The organism is Galbibacter mesophilus (assembly GCF_023721415.1).
GTDB classification, from domain to species: domain Bacteria; phylum Bacteroidota; class Bacteroidia; order Flavobacteriales; family Flavobacteriaceae; genus Galbibacter; species Galbibacter mesophilus.
Window position 1 is genome coordinate 518,191 of sequence record NZ_JAMQVC010000002.1, and the last position, 25,188, is coordinate 543,378.

At 36.8% G+C, this 25,188-nt stretch carries 23 protein-coding genes; 9 read left to right on the top strand and 14 right to left on the bottom strand.

The features are described from left to right. Positions 1-41 precede the first annotated feature (41 nt). From NDQ75_RS09075 to NDQ75_RS09085, 3 genes are all read right to left on the bottom strand, one after another. On the bottom strand, positions 42-731 hold the full coding sequence (locus NDQ75_RS09075) for an NUDIX hydrolase (protein WP_202027158.1): 690 nt from the start codon (positions 729-731) through the stop codon (positions 42-44). Positions 732-806: 75 nt separating this feature from the next. Continuing rightward, positions 807-1,604 carry a TrmH family RNA methyltransferase gene (locus tag NDQ75_RS09080; RefSeq protein WP_202027159.1) on the bottom strand — a complete coding sequence of 266 codons (798 nt, stop codon included), beginning with the start codon at positions 1,602-1,604 and terminating at the stop codon, positions 807-809. Positions 1,605-1,873: 269 nt separating this feature from the next. Continuing rightward, positions 1,874-2,941: a DUF3810 domain-containing protein gene (locus tag NDQ75_RS09085; RefSeq protein ID WP_202027160.1), complete on the bottom strand. Its 1,068-nt coding sequence runs from the start codon at positions 2,939-2,941 to the stop codon at positions 1,874-1,876. 251 nt (positions 2,942-3,192) lie between these two features. On the opposite strand from NDQ75_RS09085, the gene NDQ75_RS09090 reads away from it, so the two are divergent. Together NDQ75_RS09090 and NDQ75_RS09095 are read left to right on the top strand one after the other, a co-directional pair. Next, positions 3,193-4,659, top strand: a complete 1,467-nt coding sequence (locus NDQ75_RS09090) for an aminoacyl-histidine dipeptidase (protein ID WP_202027161.1) — start codon at positions 3,193-3,195, stop codon at positions 4,657-4,659. Positions 4,660-4,688: 29 nt separating this feature from the next. Next, entirely contained in the window at positions 4,689-5,162 is a 474-nt protein-coding gene (locus NDQ75_RS09095; protein WP_202027162.1) for an OsmC family protein, read from the top strand. A 5-nt stretch (positions 5,163-5,167) separates the two neighbouring features. On the opposite strand, the gene NDQ75_RS09100 is transcribed toward NDQ75_RS09095, so the two are convergent. Together NDQ75_RS09100 and NDQ75_RS09105 are read right to left on the bottom strand one after the other, a co-directional pair. Continuing rightward, complete coding sequence (locus NDQ75_RS09100) at positions 5,168-6,274, bottom strand: formylglycine-generating enzyme family protein (RefSeq protein ID WP_202027163.1); 1,107 nt, start codon at positions 6,272-6,274, stop codon at positions 5,168-5,170. Positions 6,275-6,346: 72 nt separating this feature from the next. After that, a complete protein-coding gene (locus NDQ75_RS09105) occupies positions 6,347-7,612 on the bottom strand; it encodes a mandelate racemase/muconate lactonizing enzyme family protein (protein ID WP_202027164.1) in 1,266 nt (421 codons plus the stop codon). 160 nt (positions 7,613-7,772) lie between these two features. Here NDQ75_RS09105 and NDQ75_RS09110 point away from each other — a divergent pair, with 160 nt between their 5' ends. Continuing rightward, entirely contained in the window at positions 7,773-8,876 is a 1,104-nt protein-coding gene (locus tag NDQ75_RS09110) for a glycoside hydrolase family 5 protein (RefSeq protein ID WP_202027165.1), read from the top strand. A 32-nt stretch (positions 8,877-8,908) separates the two neighbouring features. Here NDQ75_RS09110 and NDQ75_RS09115 read toward each other — a convergent pair whose 3' ends face one another. Next, a complete protein-coding gene (locus NDQ75_RS09115) occupies positions 8,909-9,592 on the bottom strand; it encodes a cell division ATP-binding protein FtsE (RefSeq protein WP_202027166.1) in 684 nt (227 codons plus the stop codon). A 336-nt stretch (positions 9,593-9,928) separates the two neighbouring features. Between NDQ75_RS09115 and NDQ75_RS09120 the strand changes: the two genes are divergently transcribed. Together NDQ75_RS09120 and NDQ75_RS09125 are read left to right on the top strand one after the other, a co-directional pair. Next, positions 9,929-12,955, top strand: a complete 3,027-nt coding sequence (locus tag NDQ75_RS09120) for a tetratricopeptide repeat protein (protein ID WP_202027167.1) — start codon at positions 9,929-9,931, stop codon at positions 12,953-12,955. Positions 12,956-12,964: 9 nt separating this feature from the next. Next, positions 12,965-14,767 (top strand): TonB-dependent receptor, encoded by a 1,803-nt coding sequence (locus NDQ75_RS09125; RefSeq protein WP_202027168.1) that lies wholly within the window; start codon positions 12,965-12,967, stop codon positions 14,765-14,767. Positions 14,768-14,879: 112 nt separating this feature from the next. Here the strand turns inward: NDQ75_RS09125 and NDQ75_RS09130 are convergent, their stop codons facing one another. Continuing rightward, complete coding sequence (locus tag NDQ75_RS09130) at positions 14,880-15,587, bottom strand: hypothetical protein (RefSeq protein ID WP_202027169.1); 708 nt, start codon at positions 15,585-15,587, stop codon at positions 14,880-14,882. A 97-nt stretch (positions 15,588-15,684) separates the two neighbouring features. Here NDQ75_RS09130 and NDQ75_RS09135 point away from each other — a divergent pair, with 97 nt between their 5' ends. Both NDQ75_RS09135 and NDQ75_RS09140 read left to right on the top strand, forming a co-directional pair. Next, a complete protein-coding gene (locus NDQ75_RS09135) occupies positions 15,685-15,927 on the top strand; it encodes a hypothetical protein (RefSeq protein ID WP_202027170.1) in 243 nt (80 codons plus the stop codon). Then, entirely contained in the window at positions 15,927-16,298 is a 372-nt protein-coding gene (locus tag NDQ75_RS09140; protein WP_242513609.1) for a PIN domain-containing protein, read from the top strand. The genes NDQ75_RS09135 and NDQ75_RS09140 overlap by 1 nt, the downstream gene beginning before the upstream one ends. 34 nt (positions 16,299-16,332) lie before the next feature. Here the strand turns inward: NDQ75_RS09140 and ggt are convergent, their stop codons facing one another. After that, positions 16,333-18,015, bottom strand: coding sequence for a gamma-glutamyltransferase (ggt, locus tag NDQ75_RS09145; protein WP_202027171.1), 1,683 nt, complete (start codon positions 18,013-18,015; stop codon positions 16,333-16,335). Positions 18,016-18,018: 3 nt separating this feature from the next. Next, a complete protein-coding gene (locus NDQ75_RS09150) occupies positions 18,019-18,606 on the bottom strand; it encodes an acyl carrier protein phosphodiesterase (protein WP_202027172.1) in 588 nt (195 codons plus the stop codon). A gap of 186 nt (positions 18,607-18,792) precedes the next feature. Between NDQ75_RS09150 and glmM the strand changes: the two genes are divergently transcribed. Further along, positions 18,793-20,181: a phosphoglucosamine mutase gene (gene glmM, locus NDQ75_RS09155; RefSeq protein ID WP_202027173.1), complete on the top strand. Its 1,389-nt coding sequence runs from the start codon at positions 18,793-18,795 to the stop codon at positions 20,179-20,181. A 104-nt stretch (positions 20,182-20,285) separates the two neighbouring features. On the opposite strand, the gene NDQ75_RS09160 is transcribed toward glmM, so the two are convergent. Then, positions 20,286-21,572 carry a DUF2254 domain-containing protein gene (locus NDQ75_RS09160; RefSeq protein ID WP_202027174.1) on the bottom strand — a complete coding sequence of 429 codons (1,287 nt, stop codon included), beginning with the start codon at positions 21,570-21,572 and terminating at the stop codon, positions 20,286-20,288. Between the two features lie 219 nt (positions 21,573-21,791). Between NDQ75_RS09160 and NDQ75_RS09165 the strand changes: the two genes are divergently transcribed. Next, on the top strand, positions 21,792-22,226 hold the full coding sequence (locus NDQ75_RS09165; protein WP_202027175.1) for an Hsp20/alpha crystallin family protein: 435 nt from the start codon (positions 21,792-21,794) through the stop codon (positions 22,224-22,226). 66 nt (positions 22,227-22,292) lie between these two features. Here the strand turns inward: NDQ75_RS09165 and NDQ75_RS09170 are convergent, their stop codons facing one another. Genes NDQ75_RS09170 through NDQ75_RS09185 form a run of 4 tightly spaced genes read right to left on the bottom strand, consistent with a single transcriptional unit; the run spans position 22,293 to position 25,163 of the window. After that, a complete protein-coding gene (locus NDQ75_RS09170) occupies positions 22,293-22,949 on the bottom strand; it encodes a hypothetical protein (RefSeq protein WP_202027176.1) in 657 nt (218 codons plus the stop codon). Continuing rightward, positions 22,946-23,776, bottom strand: coding sequence for an ABC transporter permease (locus tag NDQ75_RS09175; protein ID WP_202027177.1), 831 nt, complete (start codon positions 23,774-23,776; stop codon positions 22,946-22,948). The genes NDQ75_RS09170 and NDQ75_RS09175 overlap by 4 nt, the downstream gene beginning before the upstream one ends. Continuing rightward, the gene (locus NDQ75_RS09180) at positions 23,773-24,624 is read right to left on the bottom strand and encodes an ATP-binding cassette domain-containing protein (RefSeq protein ID WP_202027178.1); all 852 of its coding nucleotides are present in this window, start codon (positions 24,622-24,624) and stop codon (positions 23,773-23,775) included. The genes NDQ75_RS09175 and NDQ75_RS09180 overlap by 4 nt, the downstream gene beginning before the upstream one ends. Then, entirely contained in the window at positions 24,621-25,163 is a 543-nt protein-coding gene (locus NDQ75_RS09185) for a hypothetical protein (protein WP_202027179.1), read from the bottom strand. The genes NDQ75_RS09180 and NDQ75_RS09185 overlap by 4 nt, the downstream gene beginning before the upstream one ends. Between the last annotated feature and the right edge of the window lie 25 nt (positions 25,164-25,188).

Below are 25,188 nucleotides of genomic sequence, written 5' to 3' on the forward strand. Positions count from 1 at the left end.
TAAGTTTTAAATTTAATGCAACAAATAAATTTGTGTTTTTTTTACGCAAACTTAATTTCGAAATGAAATCCCTTCTCTTCTAATTCGTTGTATTTTCGCTTATTAAATTTAAAAAGCTTTGCTGGACGTCCGCTGGAAGGTTTGTAAGATTTATCGGTTTCTTCTAAAACGCCAAAACTCAACATTTTTTTTCTGAAATTTCGCCGATCGATTGATTTATCCAGTATGGTTTGATAAAGTTTTTCAAGATCTGAAAAAGGAAATTCTTTATTCAACAATTCGAAACCGATTGGTTGATAGTGTATCTTGCTCTTCAATCTTTCCAGTCCTTTTTTAACAATTTCTGGGTGATCATAAGCAAGTGGAGGTAGTTCTTTAATAGAGAACCACTTGGCATCACTTGCGTCTGTAGCTGCTTTCAAGACATAATTCTTTGGATTTATAAGCGCCATATACGAAACAGAAATCACTCTCCCTCTCGGATCACGGTTAATGCTTCCAAAGGTGAAAAGCTGCTCTAAGTAATTAGGGTTAACGCCGGTTTCTTCATTCAATTCGCGAGCAACACCAGTTTGTAAATCTTCTTCATCTTTAAGAAATCCACCTGGAAGTGCCCATTTGTTTTTTTCAGATCCATATTTTTGTTGGATAAGAAGAAGTTCGAGTTCATTTCCGGTATATCCAAAAACAACTGCATCCACTGCAACCTTTATATGTTGATTCACTTTCATACAATGTGTGTGTTTTACACAAAAGTAAAAAACGAATTGGTTTAAAAGTTTTTTCGGAAGATAATTGTAGGAAAATTACAAGCTTCGCTGTCTTTTCGCCTCAAAAATAATGATTGCTGCGGAAACAGAAACGTTCATAGAATCGATTTCACCTTCCATAGGGATAATAATGTTTTGATCGGATGCCTGCAACCATTCTTCAGAAAGACCAGTGGCCTCTGTACCCACCACGATGGCAGAAGACTTTTTATAATCTACAGAAGTATAATTTACGGAGGCTGTTAAGGCGGCACAATTAATTTGGATATTTCTTTCTTTAAAAAAATCAATAATTTCCGAAGTGCTGCCCGTGGCGATATTATTTGTGAAAATACACCCAACACTAGACCGAAGGATATTCGGATTGTAAAGATCGCTTTTAGGGTTGGCAATAATTACAGCATCTAAATTGGCGGCGTCGGCGGTGCGGAGGAGGGCGCCAATGTTGCCTGGTTTTTCAGGTGCTTCGGCTACTAAAATAAGTGGATTCTCATTATGGAATTGTAATTCCTTCAACGAATGATTTTTACTTTTGGCAACGGCAATAATTCCTTCCGTAGTCTGGCGATAGGCCAGTTTTTGATAGACTTCTTTGGATATTTTAATGACTTCGGGCTTGTCTTTGCTTTTCAATAGCTGAAAAACTTCTGTTTCCGATATAATATCCGGTGAAAAGAGCAGTGTTTCCAATTGGTAATTACCTTTTAAGGCCAATTCGGTTTCCCGAACACCTTCCAAAACGAATAATCCCGATTTTTTGCGTTCCCTAGATTTTTCTTTAAGCTGAAGTAATTGCTTAATAAAGGGGTTCTGCGTGCTGCTAATCTCTTTCAAACTGATTTTTTTTCAAAAGTAATGTAAATAGAAGAATGTATTCTAAAATTTGGCAAAAGAAATGGGAGGGAGACCGAAGACGGAGGCTGGAAGTTTGAAGGGTTTCTAGTTCTTTTCGGATATCGAGCAACGAAAAACGAAAAACTTTGCCACTTTGAACCTCTGAACCTTTGCATCTTAATGCATATTGCTGCTTTTCATCGATCAACAAAAAGCTCTTTAAAACTGTCACATCTGGCATCCAGCATCCAACTTCCTCGTAAATTTGTTTACAGCGTTTTATCCTTATAATAATTTACCAATAGCGCCACCACATAACTGTAGCTTTTTAATCCTTCTTTTTGGTTGTTTGCTTTTAAGAAGTTGTTATATGTTTGTTTAAAAGCAGGTTCGGCCTTGGTTTTGTGTCGTTTCCAAAAATTGGCGACTTCAATGTAATTTTTTATAATTCCACCGTGGACAATTTCGTTGTATTCCTCAAACTTCTTAATGTCCCTTCTTTTTACTTCACCTAAACAATACCGAAGCACATAAATGTAACCTGAATATTGAAAGTATAAATCTTCGTTGGCGGTGGCGGCAAGAAATGCTATAAAATTGGCCTCGTTTTCTGCGGAATATCCTATTTGGTGTGCCTGTTCGTGGCAACTTACGGTAGGATATTTAAAGTCGACTTGGAGTCCGTTTACCTGAGCTTCATTGGTAAACGGATTCAGGTAACCGCTGTATCCCATGTAGGTGAGAGCGGTGCTGTAAAGGGATGTTTTTATGCTTTTTGGATGATAGCTGAATGCTGGTATTTCTTTTCCCAGAACTCTGTAGCCGTCCATGGTTTTATTATAAATCTCAGCTTTAGAATACGGTATTTTCACCATGATGCTATCGTCTGCGACCAATTTTGAATGGATGGTGTTACTCTTTTCGATAAGTTTCTCAGTGAAATCATAAAGTTCTTCTGAAGTATAATCACTAGAAAGATTTAATTTTTTATGAATAGGAAGTCGGTAATAATTAAGTCCCCAGAATAAATGAAAGACAAAATAGATAAAAGAAATTACGAAGAATACTTCCCTAAAGAAAACACGTGTGCTGTAAAAGAAATACTTTCCTTTTAAAATTAAAAAACGAATGATGAATACTACCAACAAGGTGTAAAAAAGATCTCCAATGGAAAATGGAATCCAGCCGAAAGTATACCGAAAACCTTTTGAAATAAACTGATAAAGAAAGTTACTGTAATATTTTTCTATAAATTCCGGATATCCTGCCAGCCATTTCACCAAAATGTATTGTGGAATAATTGAAAAGGCTAAAATAGATTTGAGGCGGTTAGACATATTTTACCAGTAGAAATAATTTACATGGTAAATATGATGATATTTTTTTTAAATCAGCTGATATACAATTAGAGAATTATCCCTACTTGCCGATTTTTTATAAATTCAATTCTTATTTTTGTAAAATACCCATTACCAAATTCCAAGTCAATCAAAATTAGTAATGGGGATATTGCACCTGCCTTCCGGCCAGGCAGGTCTTACCAATATAAAAAAGTAGAATAACCAGATGAAAAATCTAAGCAATCAATATGAGTAAAGAAGTAAGAGCCCTAGCGCCTAATGAGATATGGGAAAAATTTGCCGATTTAAACGCGGTACCAAGACCTTCTAAAAAAGAAGAGCAAGTAATTGCCTTTATGATGGATTTTGGGCGAAACCTAAATTTAGAAACTTTCAAGGACGAAGTCGGGAATGTAATCATAAGAAAACCTGCTACTTCGGGAATGGAGAATAGAAAAACTGTTGTCCTGCAATCGCACCTTGATATGGTGCATCAAAAAAACAACGATACTAAATTTGATTTCAGCAATGAAGGAATCAATATGTATGTTACCGAAGACGGTTGGGTAAAAGCCAATGGTACCACTTTAGGAGCCGATAACGGGTTGGGAGTAGCGGCGATTATGGCAATTTTGGAGAGCAAAACAATACCTCACCCAGCGATAGAAGCTTTATTTACCATTGATGAGGAAACGGGCATGACCGGTGCAAAAGGTTTGCAAGGTGGTGTGCTTACGGGTGATATTTTATTGAATTTAGATACGGAAGAAGATGACGAAATTGATATAGGATGTGCCGGTGGTGTAGACATAACGGCTACCAGAAAATATGAAGAAGAAGACACGCCAGAAAATGTAACGGCATATAAAATTTTAGTAAAAGGTCTTCAAGGGGGACATAGTGGTATGGATATCCACCGCGGTTATGGCAATGCCAATAAAATAATGAATCGTTTGCTTTTTGATGGTTTTGAGAGCTTTGGACTAAGAATTTCGATGATAGATGGAGGCGGACTAAGAAATGCGATTCCAAGAGAAAGTGAGGCGATTATTGTTGTGGATGAAATCCATCACGATGCTTTTGCTTTGGAATTTAATCAGTTGGCAACCACTATTAAAAAAGAATATAGAACCAATGAGCCTTCTTTGTCTATTACTGCGGAAGTTATTGACGTTCCTGAGAAAGTAATGCATTTAGGAGTGCAAGAGGGGATAACCAGAGCCTTATATGCAGCGCATAATGGGGTTTATGTGATGAGTGCCGATATGGAAGGCCTAGTGCAAACCTCTAACAATATTGCACGGGTTAAAATTAAAGAAGGGAAAATAAAAGTTTTGTGTCTAACACGGTCTTCCGTGGAGTCTTCAAAAATAGATTTGGCCAATAGTTTACGTGCAACTTTCGAGCTATGTGGATGCGAAGTAACGTTAAGCGGTGAATATCCTGGCTGGAAGCCAAATCCGGAAAGTGCTATTTTGAAAGTGCTAAATGAAAAATACCAACAATTATTCGAAGAAACTCCGCATGTGGTAGCTTGCCACGCCGGACTCGAATGCGGTATTTTAGGACAAAATTATCCCGAAATGGATATGATTAGTTTCGGTCCGACCATCAAAGGCGCCCATTCCCCTGATGAAAGGGCGAATGTGGCTTCCGTTCAAAAATTTTGGAAATTTCTCCAAGAGATCTTAAAGGATATACCCGTTAAGGATTAAGTTGTTTTCAGCTATTATAGGAAAAGAAAATGACCAAAAAGCATCAGTATGCTACAAACGTAAAATGGACAGGCAACCTTGGCGATGGCACAAAAGGGTATGCTTCCTATACCCGTGACCATATTATTTCCGTAGAAGGAAAACCCGATATTATGGCTTCTTCAGATGTTGCTTTTCGCGGGGATGCAAGTCGGCACAACCCAGAAGATCTTTTTTTGGCCTCTTTGTCAAGTTGCCATATGCTTTGGTATCTTCATCTGTGTTCAGTGGAAGGTGTTGTAATTACTGCTTACCGAGATAGAGCAGAAGGTATCATGGAAGAAGATAAAAAGGGGAGTGGAAAGTTTACGAAAGTTGTATTGAAACCTTTGGTGGAAGTAGCTTCAGAAGAAATGAAAGAAAAGGCTATAAAACTACATCATAAAGCAAATGAATATTGTTTTATAGCCAATTCCTGTAATTTTCCAATAACCCACGAACCCAAGGTAAGGGTTAAAGAGTAAAGGAATTATTTCTTTAACATCTCCGCAGTTGCAACAGTACGGAATCCTAAATGTTCTTGTCCGGAATCCAATGAAGTAGCCATTCTTGCCGAGATTCTATAGCTGGCGCAATACGAATCACTACATAAAAATGAACCGCCTTTTATAACTCTTTCTTGGGAAAGTGGTGTATTTGGATTGTACCACTTGGTAGCTCCTTGCGGATTGGTAACTTCTCCCTGTTCCAACAGTTCTTTGTAGTAATTTATATTAAACCAATCTTGCGTCCATTCCCATACATTTCCAGACATTTCATACAGGCCATAAGAATTTGGAGGGAAAGACTTTACGGGTGCTTTATTCTCAAATCCGTCCTTTTCGTCATTTCTGGTAGGAAATTCCCCATCCCACGTATTGGCTTGGTCATTTAGCTTATTAACATCGTCGCCCCAAGCATACATTGAATTTTTAGAGCCTCCGTGCGCTGCCCATTCCCATTCTGCTTCGGTAGGTAATCTTCTTCCAGCCCATTCGCAATAAGCAATGGCATCTTCGTAAGCAATATGCACTACAGGATAATCTCCCATACCTTCAATAGAGCTTCCTGGGCCCTTTGGATGTTTCCAATCAGCGCCTATTTTCCATTCCCACCATTGGGAAAAATCATATAAATTGGGAACACTGTTTTTTGTTTTTTTAAAGACTAAAGAACCAGGTTGTAAAAGGGAATCATGTGGTTTAGGTGTGCCAGGAGGAACTTGTTTTTTTATTTCTTCCCATTCAATTTTTCGTTCCGCTACGGTTACGTATCCTGTTTCTTCAACAAACTTTGCATATTCGTCATTGGTAACTTCAGTTTCATCCATAAAGAAACCATCTACACGCACTGGGTGTGCAGGTTTTTCTTGATTCAATGCGAACTTATCGTTGTCTCTTGCACCCTGTGTGAAATTACCACCGGGAATCCAAACCATACCTTCAGGTGTTGCAACGTCTTTTGGTTTTTCCGTAATCAACGGTGCTGGAGTTTCTTTTTCAATAACTTCTGCAGTAGATTCCTTCTCTTCTTTGTTTTTACATTGAATAAGAAACACGCTAAACGTTACGATGGGTATTAGGCGTAGTAATTTCATTTGAGCTTTTTGAATTTGAATAATGCCAAACTTACAAAACTCTTTTCAAAAATCCACCCTCGCTTGTTTGATTTAAGCGGTTATTATCCTGTGTTTTTTAATAAAATCAGGATCAATGGTAACCCCATTTCCGTAACCTGTAGGAAGCTTAATTTTTCCATCCTTTGGAACGAGCGTAGAGGTATTGCATTCAAAAGGGATATTCGTAGAAATTCCTTTAAACTCATGGTAAGGCCCGGCATTTGGAAGTACGGAAACGAATTGCATCATATACAAATATCCAAGTCCGGTACCGGAAATATGCGGAGTGCATACCAAACCTTTGGCTGCTGCCATTCTAGCAACTTTCATACTTCTTATCATGCCACCAAAATAGAAAAGGTCTTGTTGAACCATGTGAACAGAGTTGGTGGCAATGAGCCATCTAAAATTACGGATGCTCACTTCTCCGCCACCCGAGCCAATAGGGATGGTGAGGTTTTCTGCAACTCGCTTCCAATCTTCATAATAATCCGTTGGAACAGGCTGTTCAAACAAATCGATTTCATTATTTTCTAGAAGTTTTCCAATTCTTATGGCTTCTTCGGCTTCATAACTTCCGTTGCAATCGGCGTAAATAGCAATGTCTTCACCGAAATTCTTTCGCATAAGCGGAATTAACTTTTCGGTTCTTCCGGCTGGATGTTCAGGGATGTTTCTTCTCCCACCAATTTTAAATTTAACGGCTTTGGCATTGGTTTCCTGCTGAAGCTTTTTAATGTTTTCTATACTTTCTTCAGCAGACTTACCTCGATTATTATTGGCCTGATAAATGGCGATATCGGTATGGTGTATGTCGCCAATGAGTTCTCCGGTGCTTTTTTTAGCTATATGTCCCAGCATATCCAAAATTGCCATTTCTACCGTGGCAAGCGGTATCCAAAGTGTGTACCCTTGGTATTTATAATTGTTTTGAAACAGCAGAACATCTTCCACCAATTTATCCAGATCGCGGGCATCTTTACCCACGAAAAACGGATTGATACGTTGTGTTTGCATAGGATATAAGTGAGGCATGCGAATATTATGACCTACACAGTATCCTTCAGCTCCCTCTTGAGACCTTACGCGGCACATATAATTTCCGTTATATTCCAAAAGTTCACACGATTCTATTATTACCTGATCTTTGAAAAGCTGTTTTTTTAAGACAGGCTTTTTTAAAGCTTCGTCCAAATCGGTATAATCTGGATACGTATTTTTGGTTTCTGTTGGTGCCGTATTGCAAGAATTTAAAAAAGAGACACCCACTCCGGCAGCAAGGGTATTTTTAACAAAATTTCTACGCGTATTTTTCATTGGTGCTAGATTGGTTTTTTTGTTTAATACTGATAAAGCTACATATTTTTTGAACCAGAATAGAAGCTATGAAGATATTTGATAACAAATCGATAAAATGAAAGCATTAGAACCCTAGAATTATTAGAAACTTTGTACCAAGTTAAAAAGAAAGTTTATAATGAAAATTACAAAGGGTTTAATTATAACGGCTTTATTGGCTGTTGTAAGTATTGGTTGCAAAAATGAAAATAAAGCAATTAAAAAAACTTCAACTGCAAAAAATGTTTTGGCTGAAGAAAATACGCCGATAAAAATGTACGGAGCCTTACAGATTGAAGGTGCCCAGCTTAAAAGTGAATGTGGAAAACCAATACAATTGGCAGGTATGAGCCTTTTTTGGCATCAATGGCCTGGAAAAGAATTTTGGAACGAAAAAGCATTTAGAAAACTTCGGGACGATTGGAAGTTACAATACCTAAGAGCTCCTTTAGGGATTGAACTAAAAGGCTGCTACATAGATAAACCAGAAGAAGGAATGGCACAAATGCGAACCGCTATTGAAGCGGCTATTGCCAATGATATTTATATTATTGTGGATTGGCATGCACATGATGCCCACCCTGAATTGGCGAAAAGTTTTTTTGCTGAAATTTCCAAGGATTACGGGAAATACCCGAATGTGATTTATGAAATATTTAATGAACCTACCGGAAGGTCATTTACCGATGTTGACGAAACTTGGCCTGAACTAAAAGCGTATTCCCAAGAACTTATTGCTACCATTCGAGAGAATGATCCGGACAATATTATTATAGTGCCCACACCATTTTGGGATCAACTGACCGATCAAGCAGCCGATGATCCCATCAATGTGGATGCAAACGGTAATGAAGTTTCCAATATTGCTTACACATTACACTTTTATGCTGGTCAGCATAAGGAAGATGTGCGTGATAAAGCGGAATATGCCATACAAAAAGGATTGCCTATTTGGGTGACAGAATGCGGACGTGTAGGGACAAATTTTGGAAAACCAAGGGCAGAGAATGCGAATCCGGTAGATGTAGAATCATTTGAAAAATGGATGCAATGGCTTAACAAACATCAAATAAGCTACAGTAAATGGTCTTTAAGCACCAAAGATGAAATGAGTTCTTCGTTTTATAAAGGTGCAGATCCACATGGAAATTGGACAGGAGCCGATTTAACCGAGGAGGGGAAATGGAACCGAAACCATTTCAGGGAACGTTTTAAAAACGGTTGGTCAGAAGGATGTAAATAGATTATTCCGAGGAAATACGCTAAAATTAATAATTACACATTTTTTTGAACGACTTCAAAAACCTTACTACCATCGCACTTCAAGGTCTTGGAAGGAAATTTCAACAAAAGCGCATAATCATGGGTGGCCATTAAAATGGTTCGCCCATTTTTATTTATTTCCTGAAGCACTTTCATCACTTCCACACTGGTTTGTGGATCGAGATTTCCTGTAGGCTCATCGGCTAGAATGAGTTCGGGGTCGTTTAAAAGAGCCCTTGCAATTGCAACACGCTGTTGTTCTCCGCCAGAAAGCTGATGCGGGAATTTAAAACCTTTGGTTGCCATGCCTACTTTTTTAAGAACTTCGTCAATTTTGGCGGTAATTTTATCTTTGTCTTTCCAACCCGTAGCTTTCAGTACAAACAATAAATTGTCGTTTATAGTTCTGTCTGGCAATAATTTGAAGTCTTGAAAAACAATCCCTAATTTACGTCTCAAGTATGGAATATCTTTTTCTTTGAGCGTTTTTAAATCATAATCAACTATAGTTCCAGAGCCTTGCGTTAAAGGAAGATCACCATAAAGTGTTTTCATAAAACTACTTTTTCCACTTCCAGTTTTACCGATTAAATAAACAAATTCCCCTTTGGAAATATCGAGGTTAATCTCGCTTAGTACTAAATTTTCACGCTGGTAAATAGCAACATCTTTAAGCTCTAAAATTACGTCACTCATGGTATTCAATTAATTGAAAAGTCTTTTAAGGGTTGTGCAAATTATGGTTTTCCTATAGATTCTCCCCAAATATTCCCATAATTTTTTGATTGTTTTTCAGAAGGAAAAATATGTTTTCTAAAAAACTTTCAGTAAAGGTAATTATAAAAAGCCTTTTTGAAATACAATTTATTCCTTTAGGATAATTATAACAAAATTTCCACGTTATTAGTGTGATCATTCATGTATTTTTGGATGGTATTATCAACTATCTTTGAAGGGATTTCAGGGATACGGAATAGCTAACAACCATCGACGTAAAACTCGAAATAATTAAACAGAATTAAACCAAATTTTATGAAGCTAGCTCAAAAAGGGGTTGCCGTGCTGCTGGTACTGGGGAGTGCCGTTTCTTTCGCACAAGAATCTAAAATTTATACATATACTGAAAAGGATTTCCAAAAAGCGTTGGATCTCTACAACAAAAAACAATATCAAGCATCGCAAGTAGTTTTTCAGAACGTCAAGAAAAACACGGAAGATGAAGAAATAGAAGCCAATTCGGCATATTATATTGCCAATGCGGCTATTAGAACCAATCAATTGGGGGCAGATCAACTAATGGAGGATTTTGTTACCAATTATCCAACTTCCACTAAACGCGGCTCCGCTTTTATGGATGTTGCCGATTATTATTTCGCGCAAGGAAAGTATGCCAATGCTTTAAAATGGTACGACCGCGCCGAAGATCGATCGATGGGTAACGCAGAACGTGAAGAATTTAATTTCAAAAAAGGATATTCTTTATTTGTTGCGAAAAAATACGGACCCGCACGTGAGTATTTAGAGCGTGTATCAACTTCTCAAAAATATGGTTCCCAAGCTAAATATTACATTGGGTACATGGCGTACCAAGGGGACGATTATAATGAAGCAAATCAATATTTCGATCAGGTTGCGGGAAACCAAGAGCTCAATAAAAACCTTTCTTATTATCAGGCGGACATGAATTTTAAGCTTGGTAATTTCGATAAAGCAATTTCCCTGGCGAAGGAGCAACTTCCAAACGCCGATCGCAATGAATTATCAGAATTAAACAAAATAATCGGGGAGAGTTATTTCAATAAAAAAGAATATAGCACTGCTATTCCGTATCTAAAAGAATACCAAGGAAAAAATGGAAAATGGAACAACACCGATTTCTATCAGCTTGGTTATGCGTATTACAAGCAAGGGGAATATGAGTTGGCGATAAATCAGTTCAATAAAATTGTGGAGGGAAAAAATTCCGTTGCACAGAATGCGTATTATCATTTAGGAGAATGTTATTTAAAAACTGGGAAAAAGCAGGAGGCTTTAAACGCGTTTAGAAATGCCACCGAAATGCCGTATGACGAGCAGATAAAGAAAGATGCTTTTTTAAATTATGCACGTTTGAGCTACGAAATAGGTAATCCGTACCAAAGTGCACCTTTGGTATTGACTAATTATTTAAAAGCCTATCCAGACAGTGAGAATGCCCAAGAAATAAGAGAACTTTTGGTAGATTCTTACATCACTTCTAAAAACTACGATGCAGCTTTGGAGCTGTTAGAAAACAATAAAAACTACAGCACCAAAACAACTTATCAAAAAGTGGCTTTTTACCGCGGATTGGAGTTGTTCAATGAAGGGAAATATGAAGAAGCGAAAACGTATTTTGACAAATCTGCCAAAGAACAGCAAGATCAATTATTTACAGCTAGAGCCACTTTTTGGAATGCTGAAGTAGATTACATTTTAGAAAATTATGATGAAGCGGTGATTGGTTATAAGCAATTTGACCAAAATGCTATGGCGCCACAAACCCCCGAATTTAAAAACATAGATTACAATTTGGCTTATGTTTATTTTAAACAAAAAGAATACAGTAAAGCCGCCGATCATTTCAAGGAGTTTCTAAATAGCGGTGACCAAAAAAATATGGCACGAGTTAAAGATAGCTACTTGCGCTTGGGGGATAGTCAATTTGCTGCCAGTCAGTATTGGCCTGCGATGGAGGCTTACAACAAAGCGATTGAAATTGGTGGTGATGATGCCGATTACGCACATTTTCAAAAAGCCATAAGTTATGGTTTTGTTGATAGAAGTGAAAAGAAAATAGAAGAATTGGAGTCGTTTGCAAATCGTTTTCCCAATTCCCCTCTTCGTGACGATGCATTCTATGAACTAGGAAACACGTATATAAACAACAACCAAACTCAGAAAGGAATCAACGCTTATGGTAAACTTGCACGGGAATATCGAATGAGCTCATTTGTACCAAAAGCGATTTTGAAAGAGGGATTGGTGTATTATAATGGAGGTGATAATGAAAAAGCCTTGTCTAAATTTAAAACCGTAGTTAGTAATTATCCCAATACGCCTGAAGCACTTCAGGCCGTTTCTACCGCGAAACAGGTGTATGTAGATCAAGGGAGGGTTGGTGAATATGCTTCTTGGGTAAAAGGACTGGATTTTGTAAACGTTACGGAAACGGAATTGGAAAGTGCGTCTTTTGAATCTGCGGAAAGACAATACGTTCAGAATAAATCTACACAAGCTATTAAAGGTTTTGAGAGCTATTTGAATCAGTTTCCTAATGGATCAAATGCTCTAAAGGCACATTTTTATCTTGGTCAGTTGTATTACAAGCAAGGAGATAAAGCGCGGGCATTGCCTCATTACGAATACATTGTGAATCAAAAACGCAATGAATTCTCTGAAGAAGCTTATGTACGAGCGGGTGAAATCTACTTGGAAAACAAAAATTATAACAAGGCTATTACCGTTCTAAAAACGTTGGAACAAGGAGCCGATTTTCAAGAGAATATCGTTTTTGCAAGATCCAATATAATGAAAGCGAGTTACGCGCTTAAAAATTATCCTGAAACCATTACCTATGCTGAAAAAGTATTGAATACGCCAAAAGTAGATGATCGTATAAAAAGTGATGCTTATACCATGATTGCACGGTCTGCCATTGCAACAGGAAACGAAGCCAAAGCGAAAACTGCGTACGCTGAAGTACAAAAAATAGCTACAGGCGAGTTAGCTGCCGAAGCTTTGTATTACGATGCATATTTCAAGAATCAGGAAGGTAATTACAAGGCATCCAATGAAGCTGCACAGCGATTGGCAAAAGATTATTCAGCTTACAAAGAGACAGGTGCTAAAGGATTAATTATCATGGCGAAAAACTTTGCAGCCATGGATGACGCTTTTCAAGCAACCTATATTTTACAGAGTGTTATTGATAATTTCGCTCAATTCCCAGCAGTAGTTGAAGAAGCAAGAACAGAGCTTTCTATTGTAAAAACAAAAGAAGCACAAAGAAACTCGTCTGTTAACCCTAACCAAAACTAAGCAGCGTTTATGCAAACCATTCAAATTAAAAAGAATAAAAACATAGCTCGTTATACAATGCGCAATAGAATAATTTTAGGTGCACTATTTATATTTTCAAGCAGTTCCATAATTGCTCAAGAAAAAGAAACTGATAAAAAAGAAGAAAAGGATTTGGGGACCGAAGTGGTGAATGTGATTAAACCTTACACGCCAACAATTTCCGATGCCAATAAAATAAAGGAAACACCATCCTTAACGGACTCTATAACCACTGCTAAAAAGGATATCGATTACACTATTTTTTCGGTGCCAGTGGCTTCTACCTTTACACCTGCTAAAGGAAAAGCAACCGGACTTGAAAAAGCGGCAAGGGAACGTTTGTACAATTCGTACCTTTCGTTGGGTGTTGGAAACTATAACACCGCTAAATTGGATTTTTACACAAGTCGCGATTTCAACAGGGATGAACGATTAGATATTATGCTAAATCATCATTCTTCCCAAGGTGGAATTGATGAAGTGTTTTTAGATGATAAATTCTACAATACCGGTTTGGAAGCCTATTACCAAAAAAGTGACCGTTATCTTAGCTGGGGAATTAATGGTGGATTTAAACACCAAATTTATAATTGGTATGGTATTCCGTTAAATACTTATTCTGAAGACGAAATTAATGCGATTGATGAAAAACAAAGCTATTATACAGGTTTTGTTGGCGGTAATTTAGAAATGCAGGATTCGTATTTTACGGGTGGAGAAGTGTATTACCGTCGTTTTTGGGATGGATTTAATTCCGGCGAAAATAGAGCGGTTTTGCAACCTAAATTCCAATTTCCAGTAGGCGCAGAGTTACTTAATTTGGATGTAGAAATAGATTATGTAGGCGGTAATTTTGATAGAACCTACACCAATGAAGATGCTATAAATTACAGCAACCTTTTTGGAGGGATTACCCCAAGCATTCAAATCATAAGTGATGATTTGGTATTTAATTTAGGAGCTTCCGTAGTGTACAATCAAGATTTGGAAAACAGCGATGGAGACTTTTTCTTTTATCCAAAAGTAGATGTTTCCTACAATATAGTTGAAGAATATGTAACTGCATATGCCGGAGTTAACGGAGAACTGCAGCAAAATTCCTATTACCAGTTCGCACAAGAAAATCCGTATGTTTCCCCAACGATAAATGTAATGCCAACGGATCAAAAGTACAATGCTTTTGCTGGAGTTAAAGGTCGATTTTTACCAAATGTTGGGTACAATTTAAAAGGTTCTTACAAAGCCACAAACAATCAGTATTTATACCGAACAAATTCTTTTTATACCATTGATGACATTGATGATATTAATACGGAAGGATATGCTTACGGAAATTCATTCGGTGTGGTTTACGATGATATAAAAACTATTTCAGTTTTTGGAGAGGTTAATTTTGATGTAAATAGGGAACTTACGCTAGGAGTTAATGGTGAATTTTTTGATTATACCATGGATGATGAACCTGAAGCTTGGAACCTTCCATCGTTAAAAGCTTCCCTTTTTGGTAATTATGTAAAAGGAAAGTGGTCAGCTGGCTTAAACGCATTTTATGTAGGTGAGCGAAAAGATTATATCGGTATTCCGGGCCAAATAAGCTCAGAGAGTAGGGAAGTGGTTACAATTGATGGCTATTTCGACTTAAACGCAAATGTTGGCTATGAAATTACACAACAATGGTCTGCGTTCATAAAAGCTAGTAATATTACTGGTACGCAATACGATCGATTAGTGAATTATCCAGTTCAAGGATTTCAAATTTTAGCGGGAGCCGCCTATAAATTTGATTTATAGTCTAAATGACAAAATTAAGTATCCGCAACTATCTTTATCAAACTTTCTAGCGAGAATATTACTAGATGGTTTTGTAAAGTTACTAGTTGCGGATATTCAATTTTTATATCAGTTAATTATACCCTTTTACCTCTCCCATATCCAAAGTGAGAAACAAAAATTTATGTTCCGAAGGCAAATAGGTAGTGGTTTCGGTAACTTTCCAATCATCCCAAGTAGCCTCTAAACCACCTATGGGTAAAATATTCACCCACATTTTAAAACTTTCAGGAAAACCATTGTCTTTTAATTTCCACAAATAAGAATCGCCTGGAGTAGTTCCCCCTTGGGTATACGTTACAAGAAGTGCTTCGTTGCCATTTTCCAAAGTAACTACTTTGCGCACGGTTCCTTTGTCCATGATTTTAAATGGTGCCACCAACCAAAAAGAGTCGTTGTTGAAATATTCTACGGCAGTATCAATTAGTTCTTGGCGCGGTTCGGTATGCATTTTCACACCATCGATAAAAACTTCGCTCAAACTATAATTGTTTAAATTGAGCTTTACAAGTTTGTTGTCCCATTTTACATCTGCAAGTTTCTTTTCCTTGTCCCATTTGTAAAAGTGGGAATTGTTAAAAGACCATTCTATAAAACGCGTTTTTGTGTAGTTGGTATAATTAATGGCTTTTAGCATTTTTTGTGCTAACGCTTCTGCTTGCGGGCCTTCTTTACCAGTTGGAAGCGGTTCGTTATATACAAAATAGACAACCGTGGCTATGGTTGCTAACACAACTACCAATAGTAGTATGAATTTTAGAATATTCTTTAAGATTCTCATCGATTAGTTTTTAAGTGAATTTACGAAACTGTGCGTAATATTAATCCCATGTATAAGTTTTAATTTAAATCCTTAAATTGCATAAGGAAAAAAAGGTATGGCTAGTTTAACTATTTCAGATAAAATTTTAGAAAAGTACTTTGGGTATTTAAAAACATTGGATATGAATACAAAGAAGATATTAATACGCAAACTATCCAGATCAATTGAAGCTAAATCAAAGAAAAAAACTGATTTAGCAAAAATGTATGGGGCATGGCAGGATGATAGAACGTCCGATGAAATTATTTCAGAAATAAGGAGTTCTAGAGTCGAAAAAAGTAGCAATGATAGTTTTTAATGAAGTACTTGCTAGACACAAATATTTGCATTCATTTTTTCCGAGGTCAATTTAAATTAATTGATAAACTTCAAGAGGCTCAAATTGAGAATTGTGCAATTTCTGAAATTACGCTCGCTGAATTGGTATTTGGGGCAGAAAATAGCTCAAATCCAAAGAAGAACTACCGCCTAATTGACGATTTCACTGAAGACCTAAAAATTCTTCCAATTTTTAATTCCATTCATTTTTATGCTAAAGAGAAGGTTAAATTAAGGAAAAGTGGTATTATGATAAGTGATTTTGATTTGTTGATTGGCTCTACTGCTGTTTGCAATGATTTAATTATGGTAACGGAAAATGTGAATGAGTTTAATCGCATTGCGAAATAAAAATTGAAAATTGGGTAGATCGAGAAAAACAAACTTAAAACCCTTCAGCAGTATCATCGCCCCGATTATCAGCGCCTGCTTCCAGAGTTCCATCGGGAAGTACTAGTATTGCATCTACGCTGCCTATAATCCTTGCGTTAGATTCGTTTATTTTATATCCCAGTTCTTTCAATTCAGATATAGTTTTCTTGTCAAAACTATTTGGCTCCATAAGTATTTCGTCTGGTAGCCATTGGTGATGAAACCTTGGAGCATCTACCGCTTCTTGCATCCCCATTCCGTATTCTGAAACATTAAGAATAGTTTGCAGTACTGATGTAATTATCGTAGAACCGCCTGGTGTGCCCAAAACCATGAATAGGTTTCCGTTTTTCGTTACAATTGTTGGAGTCATACTACTTAGCATTCTTTTTTCGGGTGCAATGCTGTTTGCTTCCGCGCCCATAAGTCCAAACATATTGGGAACTCCAGGTTTTGCACTAAAATCGTCCATTTCATTGTTGAAAAAGAACCCTAATTCTTCTGAATATAATTTAGAACCGTACGCACCATTCAGCGTTGTAGTTACCGAAACGGCATTACCAAAACTATCTACAATAGAGAAATGAGTGGTTTGATCGCTTTCCACAATTTCAATATTTCCATGGGAAACCTCTTCAGAAGAAGTAGCATTTTCAAAAGAAAAAGATTCCATTCGTTGGGAGAGATAGCCTTCGCTTATTAATTCAGATTGCGGTATCTCATAAAAATCGGGATCCCCCAAAAAATAAGCACGATCTGCATATGCCCTTCTTTCTACTTCAGTAATTAATTGTATAGTCTTTGTTGCGTTATGTCCATACTTTTTAATAGGGTAGGGAGCAATCATTTTCATGATTTGTGCCAGTGTAATGCCGCCACTACTTGGTGGCGCCATCGAAATTACTTGTAAATCTTTATAATCAAATACGGTAGGTTGCCTCCAAACAGTTTGGTATTTGTCGAGGTCTTCCGTAGTTATGAGTCCGCCATTTTTTTGAATAACTTCAGCAATTTTTTCGGCAATTTCACCTTTGTAAAAGCCGTCTTTACCTTTTTGTTGAATGACCTCCAGCGTCTTTGCCAATTGTGTGTATTTTATAGAATCTCCTTCTTGAAAAGACTTTGCAAAGAGGATGGTATCACCGCTTACTTCAGTAATGGTACTTTGGTGATATCCCAGTCGGTTGGCTTGTTTCTTGGTGATTACGACACCCTTATTTGCCAAATCAATGGCCGGTTGTATCAATTTTTCCATGGGTATGGAACCAAACCTTTTATGCGCTTCAAACATTCCAGCAACACTACCAGGCACCCCAATGGCCAAGGCTCCTTTGGTACTTTTGTATGGAATTACATTTTCTAGCGAGTCTAAATACATATTTTTGGTTGCGGCCAATGGAGCTTTCTCCCTAAAATCCAACGTCCCTGTTTCGCCAGTATTTAGTCGATACACCATAAAACCGCCACCACCAAGATTTCCAGCAAAAGGAAAAGCTACTGCCAATGCAAATTTGGTGGCAATCATGGCGTCAAAAGCATTTCCTCCCTGTTTTAAAATTTCGGTTCCAATTTTGGATGCTTCTTGTCTAGCCGAAACTACCATTGCCTGTTGAGCAATAAGCCCTTTTTTAGAGGTTTCAGTAGTTCTACAACTAAAAATAATGAGTAACAGTAATGCGAGTAGTTTTCTTAGCATATTTTAGTTAAATGAGTTTAACTTCTGTATACAGAAATCTTGGAGTTCTTCAAAAAAAGAGGTGAATTCAGCTTCAAAATCGACATAATTCTCTTCTAAATCATTAATAGCAAAATTCATTTTAGATCTGTTTTTTGTACGGCGGTTCATGCCATCCAGTACACGGGAAATACCATCCAGTTTGGCATAATTCAGCAGCCAATTATCGGCAATCATATAGGGCATTAATTTCTTTATGTTCATGGGTAAAATGTGGTAGTGCTTCCCAAGCAAGTCATAAAAATTATCTACAAAAATGCCCAAAGGTTCGTCGCTGTAATTATCCCAGTTTTTAGCCAAAAAATGATCATAAAAAATATCTACAATTACTCCGCTGTAATGACTGTAATTCTTATGAAGTCGTTTAGTACTTAGGCGTACAGTAGGGTGGGCGTCGGTAAATGTATCAATAGCCCGGTGTAAAATAATTCCCTGCTTAAATTCACGGGGATATTCTAAATAGCGTTTTCCGCGAATGCTATCTGCCATAAAATTTCCGACCTTGATTTTCGGATTGTCACCGGATAAAAATATATGCGCCAAAAAATTCATTTCCTAAATGTACGATTATTAATGAAATTGATTCGCATGGGTGAAAAATCTTACGGAAAACTCCGTGCAAAACTACTTCAAACAATAGCAAACTTTTATCTTTGTCGTAAATAGGTTTTTTTAGGTCGTTCATGGAAGTTTTTATGTTGCCTGTAGAAAGCCGACTAACTTAAAGAGAAAGAATATATGACACTTATAAAATCAATTTCTGGAATCCGCGGTACCATTGGCGGAAATACCGGCGATAATCTTACACCTTTGGACGCTGTTAAATTTGCTGCCGCTTATGGCACTTGGTTAAAAAAACAGGTAAAAAAGGACAAATTAACCGTTGTTATTGGTAGGGACGCGCGTATTTCTGGAGAAATGATACAAAACTTAGTTTCTTCGACCTTGGTTGGTTTGGGAATCGATGTAATCGATCTCGGACTTTCTACCACACCTACGGTAGAAATTGCCGTGCCGTTGGAAAAGGCTGATGGCGGGATTATTCTTACAGCCAGTCATAATCCAAAGCAGTGGAACGCCCTTAAATTACTGAACAACAAAGGTGAATTTTTAAATGGGGAAGATGGGAAACAAATTCTTGAAATAGCTGAAAGCGATGATTTTTCTTTTGCTGAAGTTGATGATTTGGGGGAAGTTACCGTAAACGATTCCTACATGGATATTCATATTGATGAAGTATTGAATCTTCCTTTGGTAGATGTCGATAAAGTGAAGGCTGCCAAATTTAAAGTGGTGGTAGATGGTGTAAATTCTTCTGGAGGGATTATCATTCCGAAGTTATTACAAGAAATGGGAGTAGAAGTGGTAGAACTTTACTGCGACCCAACGGGGCATTTCCCTCACAACCCAGAGCCTTTAAAAGAACATTTAACGGACATCTGCGATTTGGTGGTAAAGGAAAAAGCCGATTTAGGAATAGTGGTTGACCCCGATGTAGATAGACTTGCGTTTATAAGCAACGATGGTGAGATGTTTGGAGAAGAGTATACATTGGTTGCCTGTGCCGATTATGTGTTAGGCAAAACCAAAGGAAACACGGTTTCCAACATGTCTTCTTCGCGTGCGTTGCGTGATGTTACTGAAAAGCATGGCGGAACTTATGAAGCTTCTGCAGTAGGAGAGGTGAATGTGGTAACTTTAATGAAAAATAACAATGCCATTATTGGTGGGGAAGGAAATGGCGGAATAATTTATCCTGAGAGTCACTACGGAAGGGATTCTTTGGTAGGTGTGGCGCTATTTTTAACACATTTAGCAGAAAAAGGGGTTTCCGTAAAGGAATTGAGGGATAGTTACCCATCTTACTTTATGAGCAAAAAGAAGATTGCCCTGACCCCGGAATTGGATGTGGATGCGATTTTGGAAACGATGGAAGAACGTTACAAAAAGGAAAATATCACAACGATTGACGGCGTTAAAATCGACTTCCCAGAAAATTGGGTGCATTTACGTAAATCCAATACCGAACCGATTATCAGAATTTATACTGAAGCAAAATCCCAACAAGAGGCAGACAACCTAGCGGATAAATTCATAGCGGAAATATCTGAAGTGGCAGGACTTTAAATCTAAATTGGAAATATAAAAAAGGGCAACGATTTTATAGAATTGTTGCCCTTTTTTATGTTAATGTTTATCATTTTTTGTAAAATGCTAATTATTAATTGTTCTCACTTTTCATTTCCAAACCCACTCAAATAATTTTCAAAAGTCTGTAAATCCCGTTCATTGCTTAAATTGTTTCTGGCATCATGGGTAAGTGTTTCGACTTCTTTAAGAATAGCATTTTTATAAGATTCGTTCACACACGGCTGATACTGCAGGTATTTCAGCATAATAAGCAGTTTCTGTAGAATAATTATATCGTGCTTGCAGTAAAGCCGAATGGACGCCATAACATTATAGAGCAATTCAGAAAAACTAATGGAAACTTGATAAATGTGTGGTTTGTCATTTCTAAAATACATACTACGGTCTTCTTTTTTCATCCGTAGCGCCAGTAGTTCTGTTAAATAATCAATAGCGTTTAAAGCCGTCCCAGGGTCGTTAATTCCCGGCGACATGGCTTTTACTGTAATTTCAGTAATTTGTTTAAAGGCGAGGATATAGTTGTTTTCTATAAGTTCTCCTTTGGAAAAAAGAAAACTGTCTAAAATCTTTTCAACCATTTCTTCATCCAATTCTTTTTCCGAAGAAAATAAGGGCACACCTTCTAAAATGAAGTTTCCTCGAGCAACCAGTATCTTAAACTTAGTATTATGTTCTTCAGCAATATCTAAAAGTGTATCCGTCGCAATATTTTGAAAATAGCCAGACCTATGGGAGTTGTAATCGTTCCATTCGGACGTGTCAGGAAAATCTTCTTCGTATTCTTTTTGATTGTTTAATAATTCGGTTAGCCTTTTCTTGGAGGTTGAATAGATATTTTCCAGGATGTGATTTATTTGGATGGATTGTGATATGGAATGAATAAAGGAAATGAAGGCAGCCAAGCAAAGTGTCGTTAAAATGATGCTTATTAAAACTGCAAAACCGGGAATTTTATCCTCATCCGCGGTGGGTTCTATGGAAACCAAAATAAAGATACAGTAGAGTAGGGTGGCCAAATAAAAACCAAGTACCAATTGATGTCTCCTGTTGGAAATTAGGCCCGGTAAAATTCTTGGGGAAAAGTTGTTAGAAGCTTGGTTAAGTAAAACCATAACCATCGAAAAGCTAAATACCATTAAAGAAATTAACCCTCCGATAAACACGCTCAGTAAAGAACGTGCTGTTTCTACATTATCCACCACTAGCATAGGGATGTTTTCCCTGAGGTACTTAGAAATCCCTAGAGATTCCATATAAATCATTAAAAATGCAAACACACAGCCAATTATGGTAATGATGGTAGGGTAGAAGGCAATTTGATTTTTAATTGTACTAAAGAATACCTTTAATTTTCCGAGTAGCTTCATATATGGATATTTTTCCTAATGTCAATTTAATCGTTTTACTACGGTTTTGACATATCGGACATATTAATTTATACTAAATTTAGTTATTTTAAGACTTTTTGTCAGTAATTAATCACTTATTAATGACAGAAAGGCATGATTACTGGATTGGAATCAAATTTGTTTGTTATGAGTTGAAGAAAAATTAAAATTAAAGTATAACCAATAAAATAAAATGTTATGAGCTTAGTAAGAACAAACAGAAATTTACTGCCCAGTTTTTTTGATGAAGTTTTTAAACCAGACTGGTTTGGAGGCATGGAGAATTATGCTTCATCTGTACCAGCAGTGAACATTAAAGAAGAAGATGATAAATTTTCTTTAGAGTTAGCCGCGCCGGGCATGAAGAAAGACGATTTTAACGTAGAGGTGGATAAAAATGTTTTAACCATTTCTGCGGAAGTAAAGAGTGAATCTGAGGAAAGTAATAAGGAAAATGGAGTATACAGCAGAAAGGAATTTAATTACAGTTCTTTCAAGCGTGTATTTACGCTTCCTGAAACGATAGATAGTGACAAAATCAACGCTTCTTATGAAGATGGAGTACTTCTATTGACGCTTCCTAAAAAAGAAGAAGCATTGCCAAAACCAAAAAGACTTATTGAAATAGCTTAATTCAGGTTTAGTCTTTTAAAATTAGTTGAGTTAGTTGTGAACACCTCAGTTTTCTGGGGTGTTTTTTTATGGGAGCTTTTCGATTTTATAGTTTGAAATATTGAGATGAATGCTTCCTGTTTTAACATCTTGCGCTTTCATTTTTTTTCTTTCTACGTCAATGTCTTTGCCTAAATATTGAATGGGTAATTTTATTTTTTCAATTTCAAAATTAATGATAACCTCTTCGGGTAAAATGTCTTCATGCATTTTATAATCCATCACAATACTAAAAGTACCATCCTTTTTAGTGCTGATTTCAGTTTTTTCTATTCGTTTGGCTTCCGTGTTCAGCCATAAAGTTGCTATGGCAAAATCTGCTTTTGAATCGGTTGGAATAATGTTTAGTTTCTTTAACAAAGTACCCTGAAGTTTCTCTGTGCCCCTATCTACAGTAATAAATGGATATTGAAACAATTCCCGCATGGAAAGATCCAGTCCGCGTTTGGGAATCATTATAAAGTCATCCGACTCAAACTCCATCGGTTTGTTTTTTCTGTAGGTCATTTGAGCATGTTTGGGCTGCATGTTTATAAAATCAATATCAATGCTCAATTTTACGTCTGCTTGGAAACTATCAATACTATCGAGTCGTTCTTTTATGATTAAAAGTTCTGGGTCAATCTCTTGTGAAGACAAAAAATTGATTAGTAAAAAGATGCAAAAAGAACAAATCTGCTTCATATAATATCTCTTTTATTAAATATGATAACGCCAAGAATTAGAAAAAATATTGTATAACCCAAAAGAACCAGATTGTTGTGGGCAATAATGTCCCAAGGGATTTCTTCGTAAAAAAAGTATTGCCAAGTGTTATTTAGTTTCGGGAAAAACCATTGGTTGAAAAAATAGCTGTCGCTTTCAAACTTCAACAATATATTATTAATCACCAAAAACAACGCAGAGATAATCCATGTTTTGGTAGCTTCCTTTAAAAGCACGGCAATGGTTAAACTTACTACTGAAAAGAAAATCATACTGTTGGCTCCCGATAAAAATGCCAGTATAAGTCGGTATATGGCTTCACTATGTTCAAAAAAAGTAAGATTTCCCAAGTAAACGATAAGGTCTCCTTTTCCGAAGAAAATATAAGAGAATAAAAATGAAGAAAGTGCCGTTAAAAAAACTACCAAAAGCGTGAATAAGGTGGCAATTAAAAATTTGTTAAGTATAAATTTCCATTTAACAACAGGCTGCAGCAAAATAGATTGCACGGTGTTGTCTTTATATTCCGTAGTTAACATTCCCGAGATTACAATCATTAAAATAAGTGGTAAATGAAACCAAAGGGTGTTTAAAATTAGGTAAATCATTAGGTTGCCATTTAAAAGGTTTCCTTCAAAATAGAAAGAGTCTTTTATGTTGCTCAAAAGGATATCGATAATCGAATTCCCCTGAAAATAGGCCCCGATTAGAATCAAAAACTGAATAACAAAGATGGCGGCAAGCGCGTAATAGGTTTTACCTTGTTTGTAAAGTTTAAATATTTCTACGGAAAGCAATTTATTCATAATTCGCGTTGAAGTAACGTATCAAAATTTATTTCTGGAATGCAGGCGGTAACCACAATTTCTTCTTGGGCAAGCTTTTGAAGCAAATCTGCTAATTGCTGGGGCGGAATAAATATCACGGCACTGTTTTTCCTTACTGAAGAACGATATTCGCCAAGGGTTTTTGCATGTTCAATTCCGCTTGCGTAGAGCGTGAAAGCCTGCGTGTGTTTTGTAATAATCTCTTGTGTCTGTCCGTAGTTTATTATCTTTCCCTCGTTGATTATGTAAAGATTATCGCAAATTTTATTGAGTTCTTCAATAATATGTGAAGAAATAATAATCCCGATGTTTTCCTTTTTAATCAATCCTAAAATAAGCTCTCTTAACGACTTTATGCCCATTGGGTCGAGTCCGGAAAAGGGTTCGTCCAAAATAAGATATTCTGGATGGTTTAGCAGCGCTACGGCAATTCCCAAACGCTGTTTCATTCCCATGGAGTAGTTTTTCACTGCATCAGTTCTATCATTGGAGAGCCCCACTTTGTCGAGTTGCTCATTGAGTTCTGCATCGCTGAGATGCAACCCCTGTATTTCTGAAAAAACTTTAAGATTATCTTTTGCGTTTAAATACTCGTAAAGGGAAGGTTTTTCTATGATGCCACCCAAAGGCTTTACATGCGAAGAATTTATGGTGACTTTTCCCGAGTTAGGCTTCACTAAGCCAAGTAAAATTTTAAAAAGGGTGGTTTTTCCAGCACCATTTTTTCCTAGAAGTCCTACTATTTGTCCTCTTTCACACGAAATATGTGTTTGGGATAACACTCTTCGGTTACGGTAGTTCTTACAAACACCTTCAGCAATTATCATACAGTAGATTCTAATTGAAGATTTTTAAAATCGTGCTTAGCTTCATAGTTTTTTTCCAAGAAAGTACGAGACCAGAAACTTTTTTTGAATAAAAAAAGAGGTTCTCTAAGCATAAAATATGGAATGTAGTGGTACCATTTCACTCCTTTTGAAATGTAATGGTCTGTAAGTTCTTTTTTTATGCCCAGTTCTTCCGCCGCTACTTCTGCAGCAATCCGTTGACATTTAGAACCAATATAGGTGTCTGCGATACGTTCTTTAAAACCATACTCAAAAAACTGATCTTTAGCCCGTTTATAATTTTGGTATCGTGACCACCCATCCATTAAAACTAAGTAAATATGTATAAACGAAAATAGAAAACACCAACTCCAGAATAAGATAACAATCAAAGATGCTTCTTGCAGTGCTGCCTCTAAAAATTTCCAGTAAACCCAAGATTCAAGAACGAATAATACCAACGACAAATACAACAATCTACCTACTCTTAAGTAAGAAACAAATGGATGTGGTTGTATGGGAAGATTGCTTATTTCCATGCTTATGCACTAAATACTATTACGG

Excerpts from the sequence above, each read along its gene's own strand:
- NDQ75_RS09180 (WP_202027178.1), bottom strand. The coding sequence starts at position 24,624 with ATGATAATTGCTGAAGGTGTTTGTAAGAACTACCGTAACCGAAGAGTG.
- NDQ75_RS09165 (WP_202027175.1), top strand. The coding sequence starts at position 21,792 with ATGAGCTTAGTAAGAACAAACAGAAATTTACTGCCCAGTTTTTTTGAT.
- NDQ75_RS09085 (WP_202027160.1), bottom strand. The coding sequence starts at position 2,941 with ATGTCTAACCGCCTCAAATCTATTTTAGCCTTTTCAATTATTCCACAA.
- glmM (WP_202027173.1), top strand. The coding sequence starts at position 18,793 with ATGACACTTATAAAATCAATTTCTGGAATCCGCGGTACCATTGGCGGA.
- NDQ75_RS09140 (WP_242513609.1), top strand. The coding sequence starts at position 15,927 with ATGAAGTACTTGCTAGACACAAATATTTGCATTCATTTTTTCCGAGGT.
- NDQ75_RS09175 (WP_202027177.1), bottom strand. The coding sequence starts at position 23,776 with ATGAATAAATTGCTTTCCGTAGAAATATTTAAACTTTACAAACAAGGT.
- NDQ75_RS09075 (WP_202027158.1), bottom strand. The coding sequence starts at position 731 with ATGAAAGTGAATCAACATATAAAGGTTGCAGTGGATGCAGTTGTTTTT.
- ggt (WP_202027171.1), bottom strand. The coding sequence starts at position 18,015 with ATGCTAAGAAAACTACTCGCATTACTGTTACTCATTATTTTTAGTTGT.
- NDQ75_RS09150 (WP_202027172.1), bottom strand. The coding sequence starts at position 18,606 with ATGAATTTTTTGGCGCATATATTTTTATCCGGTGACAATCCGAAAATC.
- NDQ75_RS09160 (WP_202027174.1), bottom strand. The coding sequence starts at position 21,572 with ATGAAGCTACTCGGAAAATTAAAGGTATTCTTTAGTACAATTAAAAAT.
- NDQ75_RS09130 (WP_202027169.1), bottom strand. The coding sequence starts at position 15,587 with ATGAGAATCTTAAAGAATATTCTAAAATTCATACTACTATTGGTAGTT.
- NDQ75_RS09115 (WP_202027166.1), bottom strand. The coding sequence starts at position 9,592 with ATGAGTGACGTAATTTTAGAGCTTAAAGATGTTGCTATTTACCAGCGT.
- NDQ75_RS09090 (WP_202027161.1), top strand. The coding sequence starts at position 3,193 with ATGAGTAAAGAAGTAAGAGCCCTAGCGCCTAATGAGATATGGGAAAAA.
- NDQ75_RS09170 (WP_202027176.1), bottom strand. The coding sequence starts at position 22,949 with ATGAAGCAGATTTGTTCTTTTTGCATCTTTTTACTAATCAATTTTTTG.
- NDQ75_RS09125 (WP_202027168.1), top strand. The coding sequence starts at position 12,965 with ATGCAAACCATTCAAATTAAAAAGAATAAAAACATAGCTCGTTATACA.
- NDQ75_RS09100 (WP_202027163.1), bottom strand. The coding sequence starts at position 6,274 with ATGAAATTACTACGCCTAATACCCATCGTAACGTTTAGCGTGTTTCTT.
- NDQ75_RS09120 (WP_202027167.1), top strand. The coding sequence starts at position 9,929 with ATGAAGCTAGCTCAAAAAGGGGTTGCCGTGCTGCTGGTACTGGGGAGT.
- NDQ75_RS09105 (WP_202027164.1), bottom strand. The coding sequence starts at position 7,612 with ATGAAAAATACGCGTAGAAATTTTGTTAAAAATACCCTTGCTGCCGGA.
- NDQ75_RS09110 (WP_202027165.1), top strand. The coding sequence starts at position 7,773 with ATGAAAATTACAAAGGGTTTAATTATAACGGCTTTATTGGCTGTTGTA.
- NDQ75_RS09095 (WP_202027162.1), top strand. The coding sequence starts at position 4,689 with ATGACCAAAAAGCATCAGTATGCTACAAACGTAAAATGGACAGGCAAC.
- NDQ75_RS09135 (WP_202027170.1), top strand. The coding sequence starts at position 15,685 with ATGGCTAGTTTAACTATTTCAGATAAAATTTTAGAAAAGTACTTTGGG.
- NDQ75_RS09185 (WP_202027179.1), bottom strand. The coding sequence starts at position 25,163 with ATGGAAATAAGCAATCTTCCCATACAACCACATCCATTTGTTTCTTAC.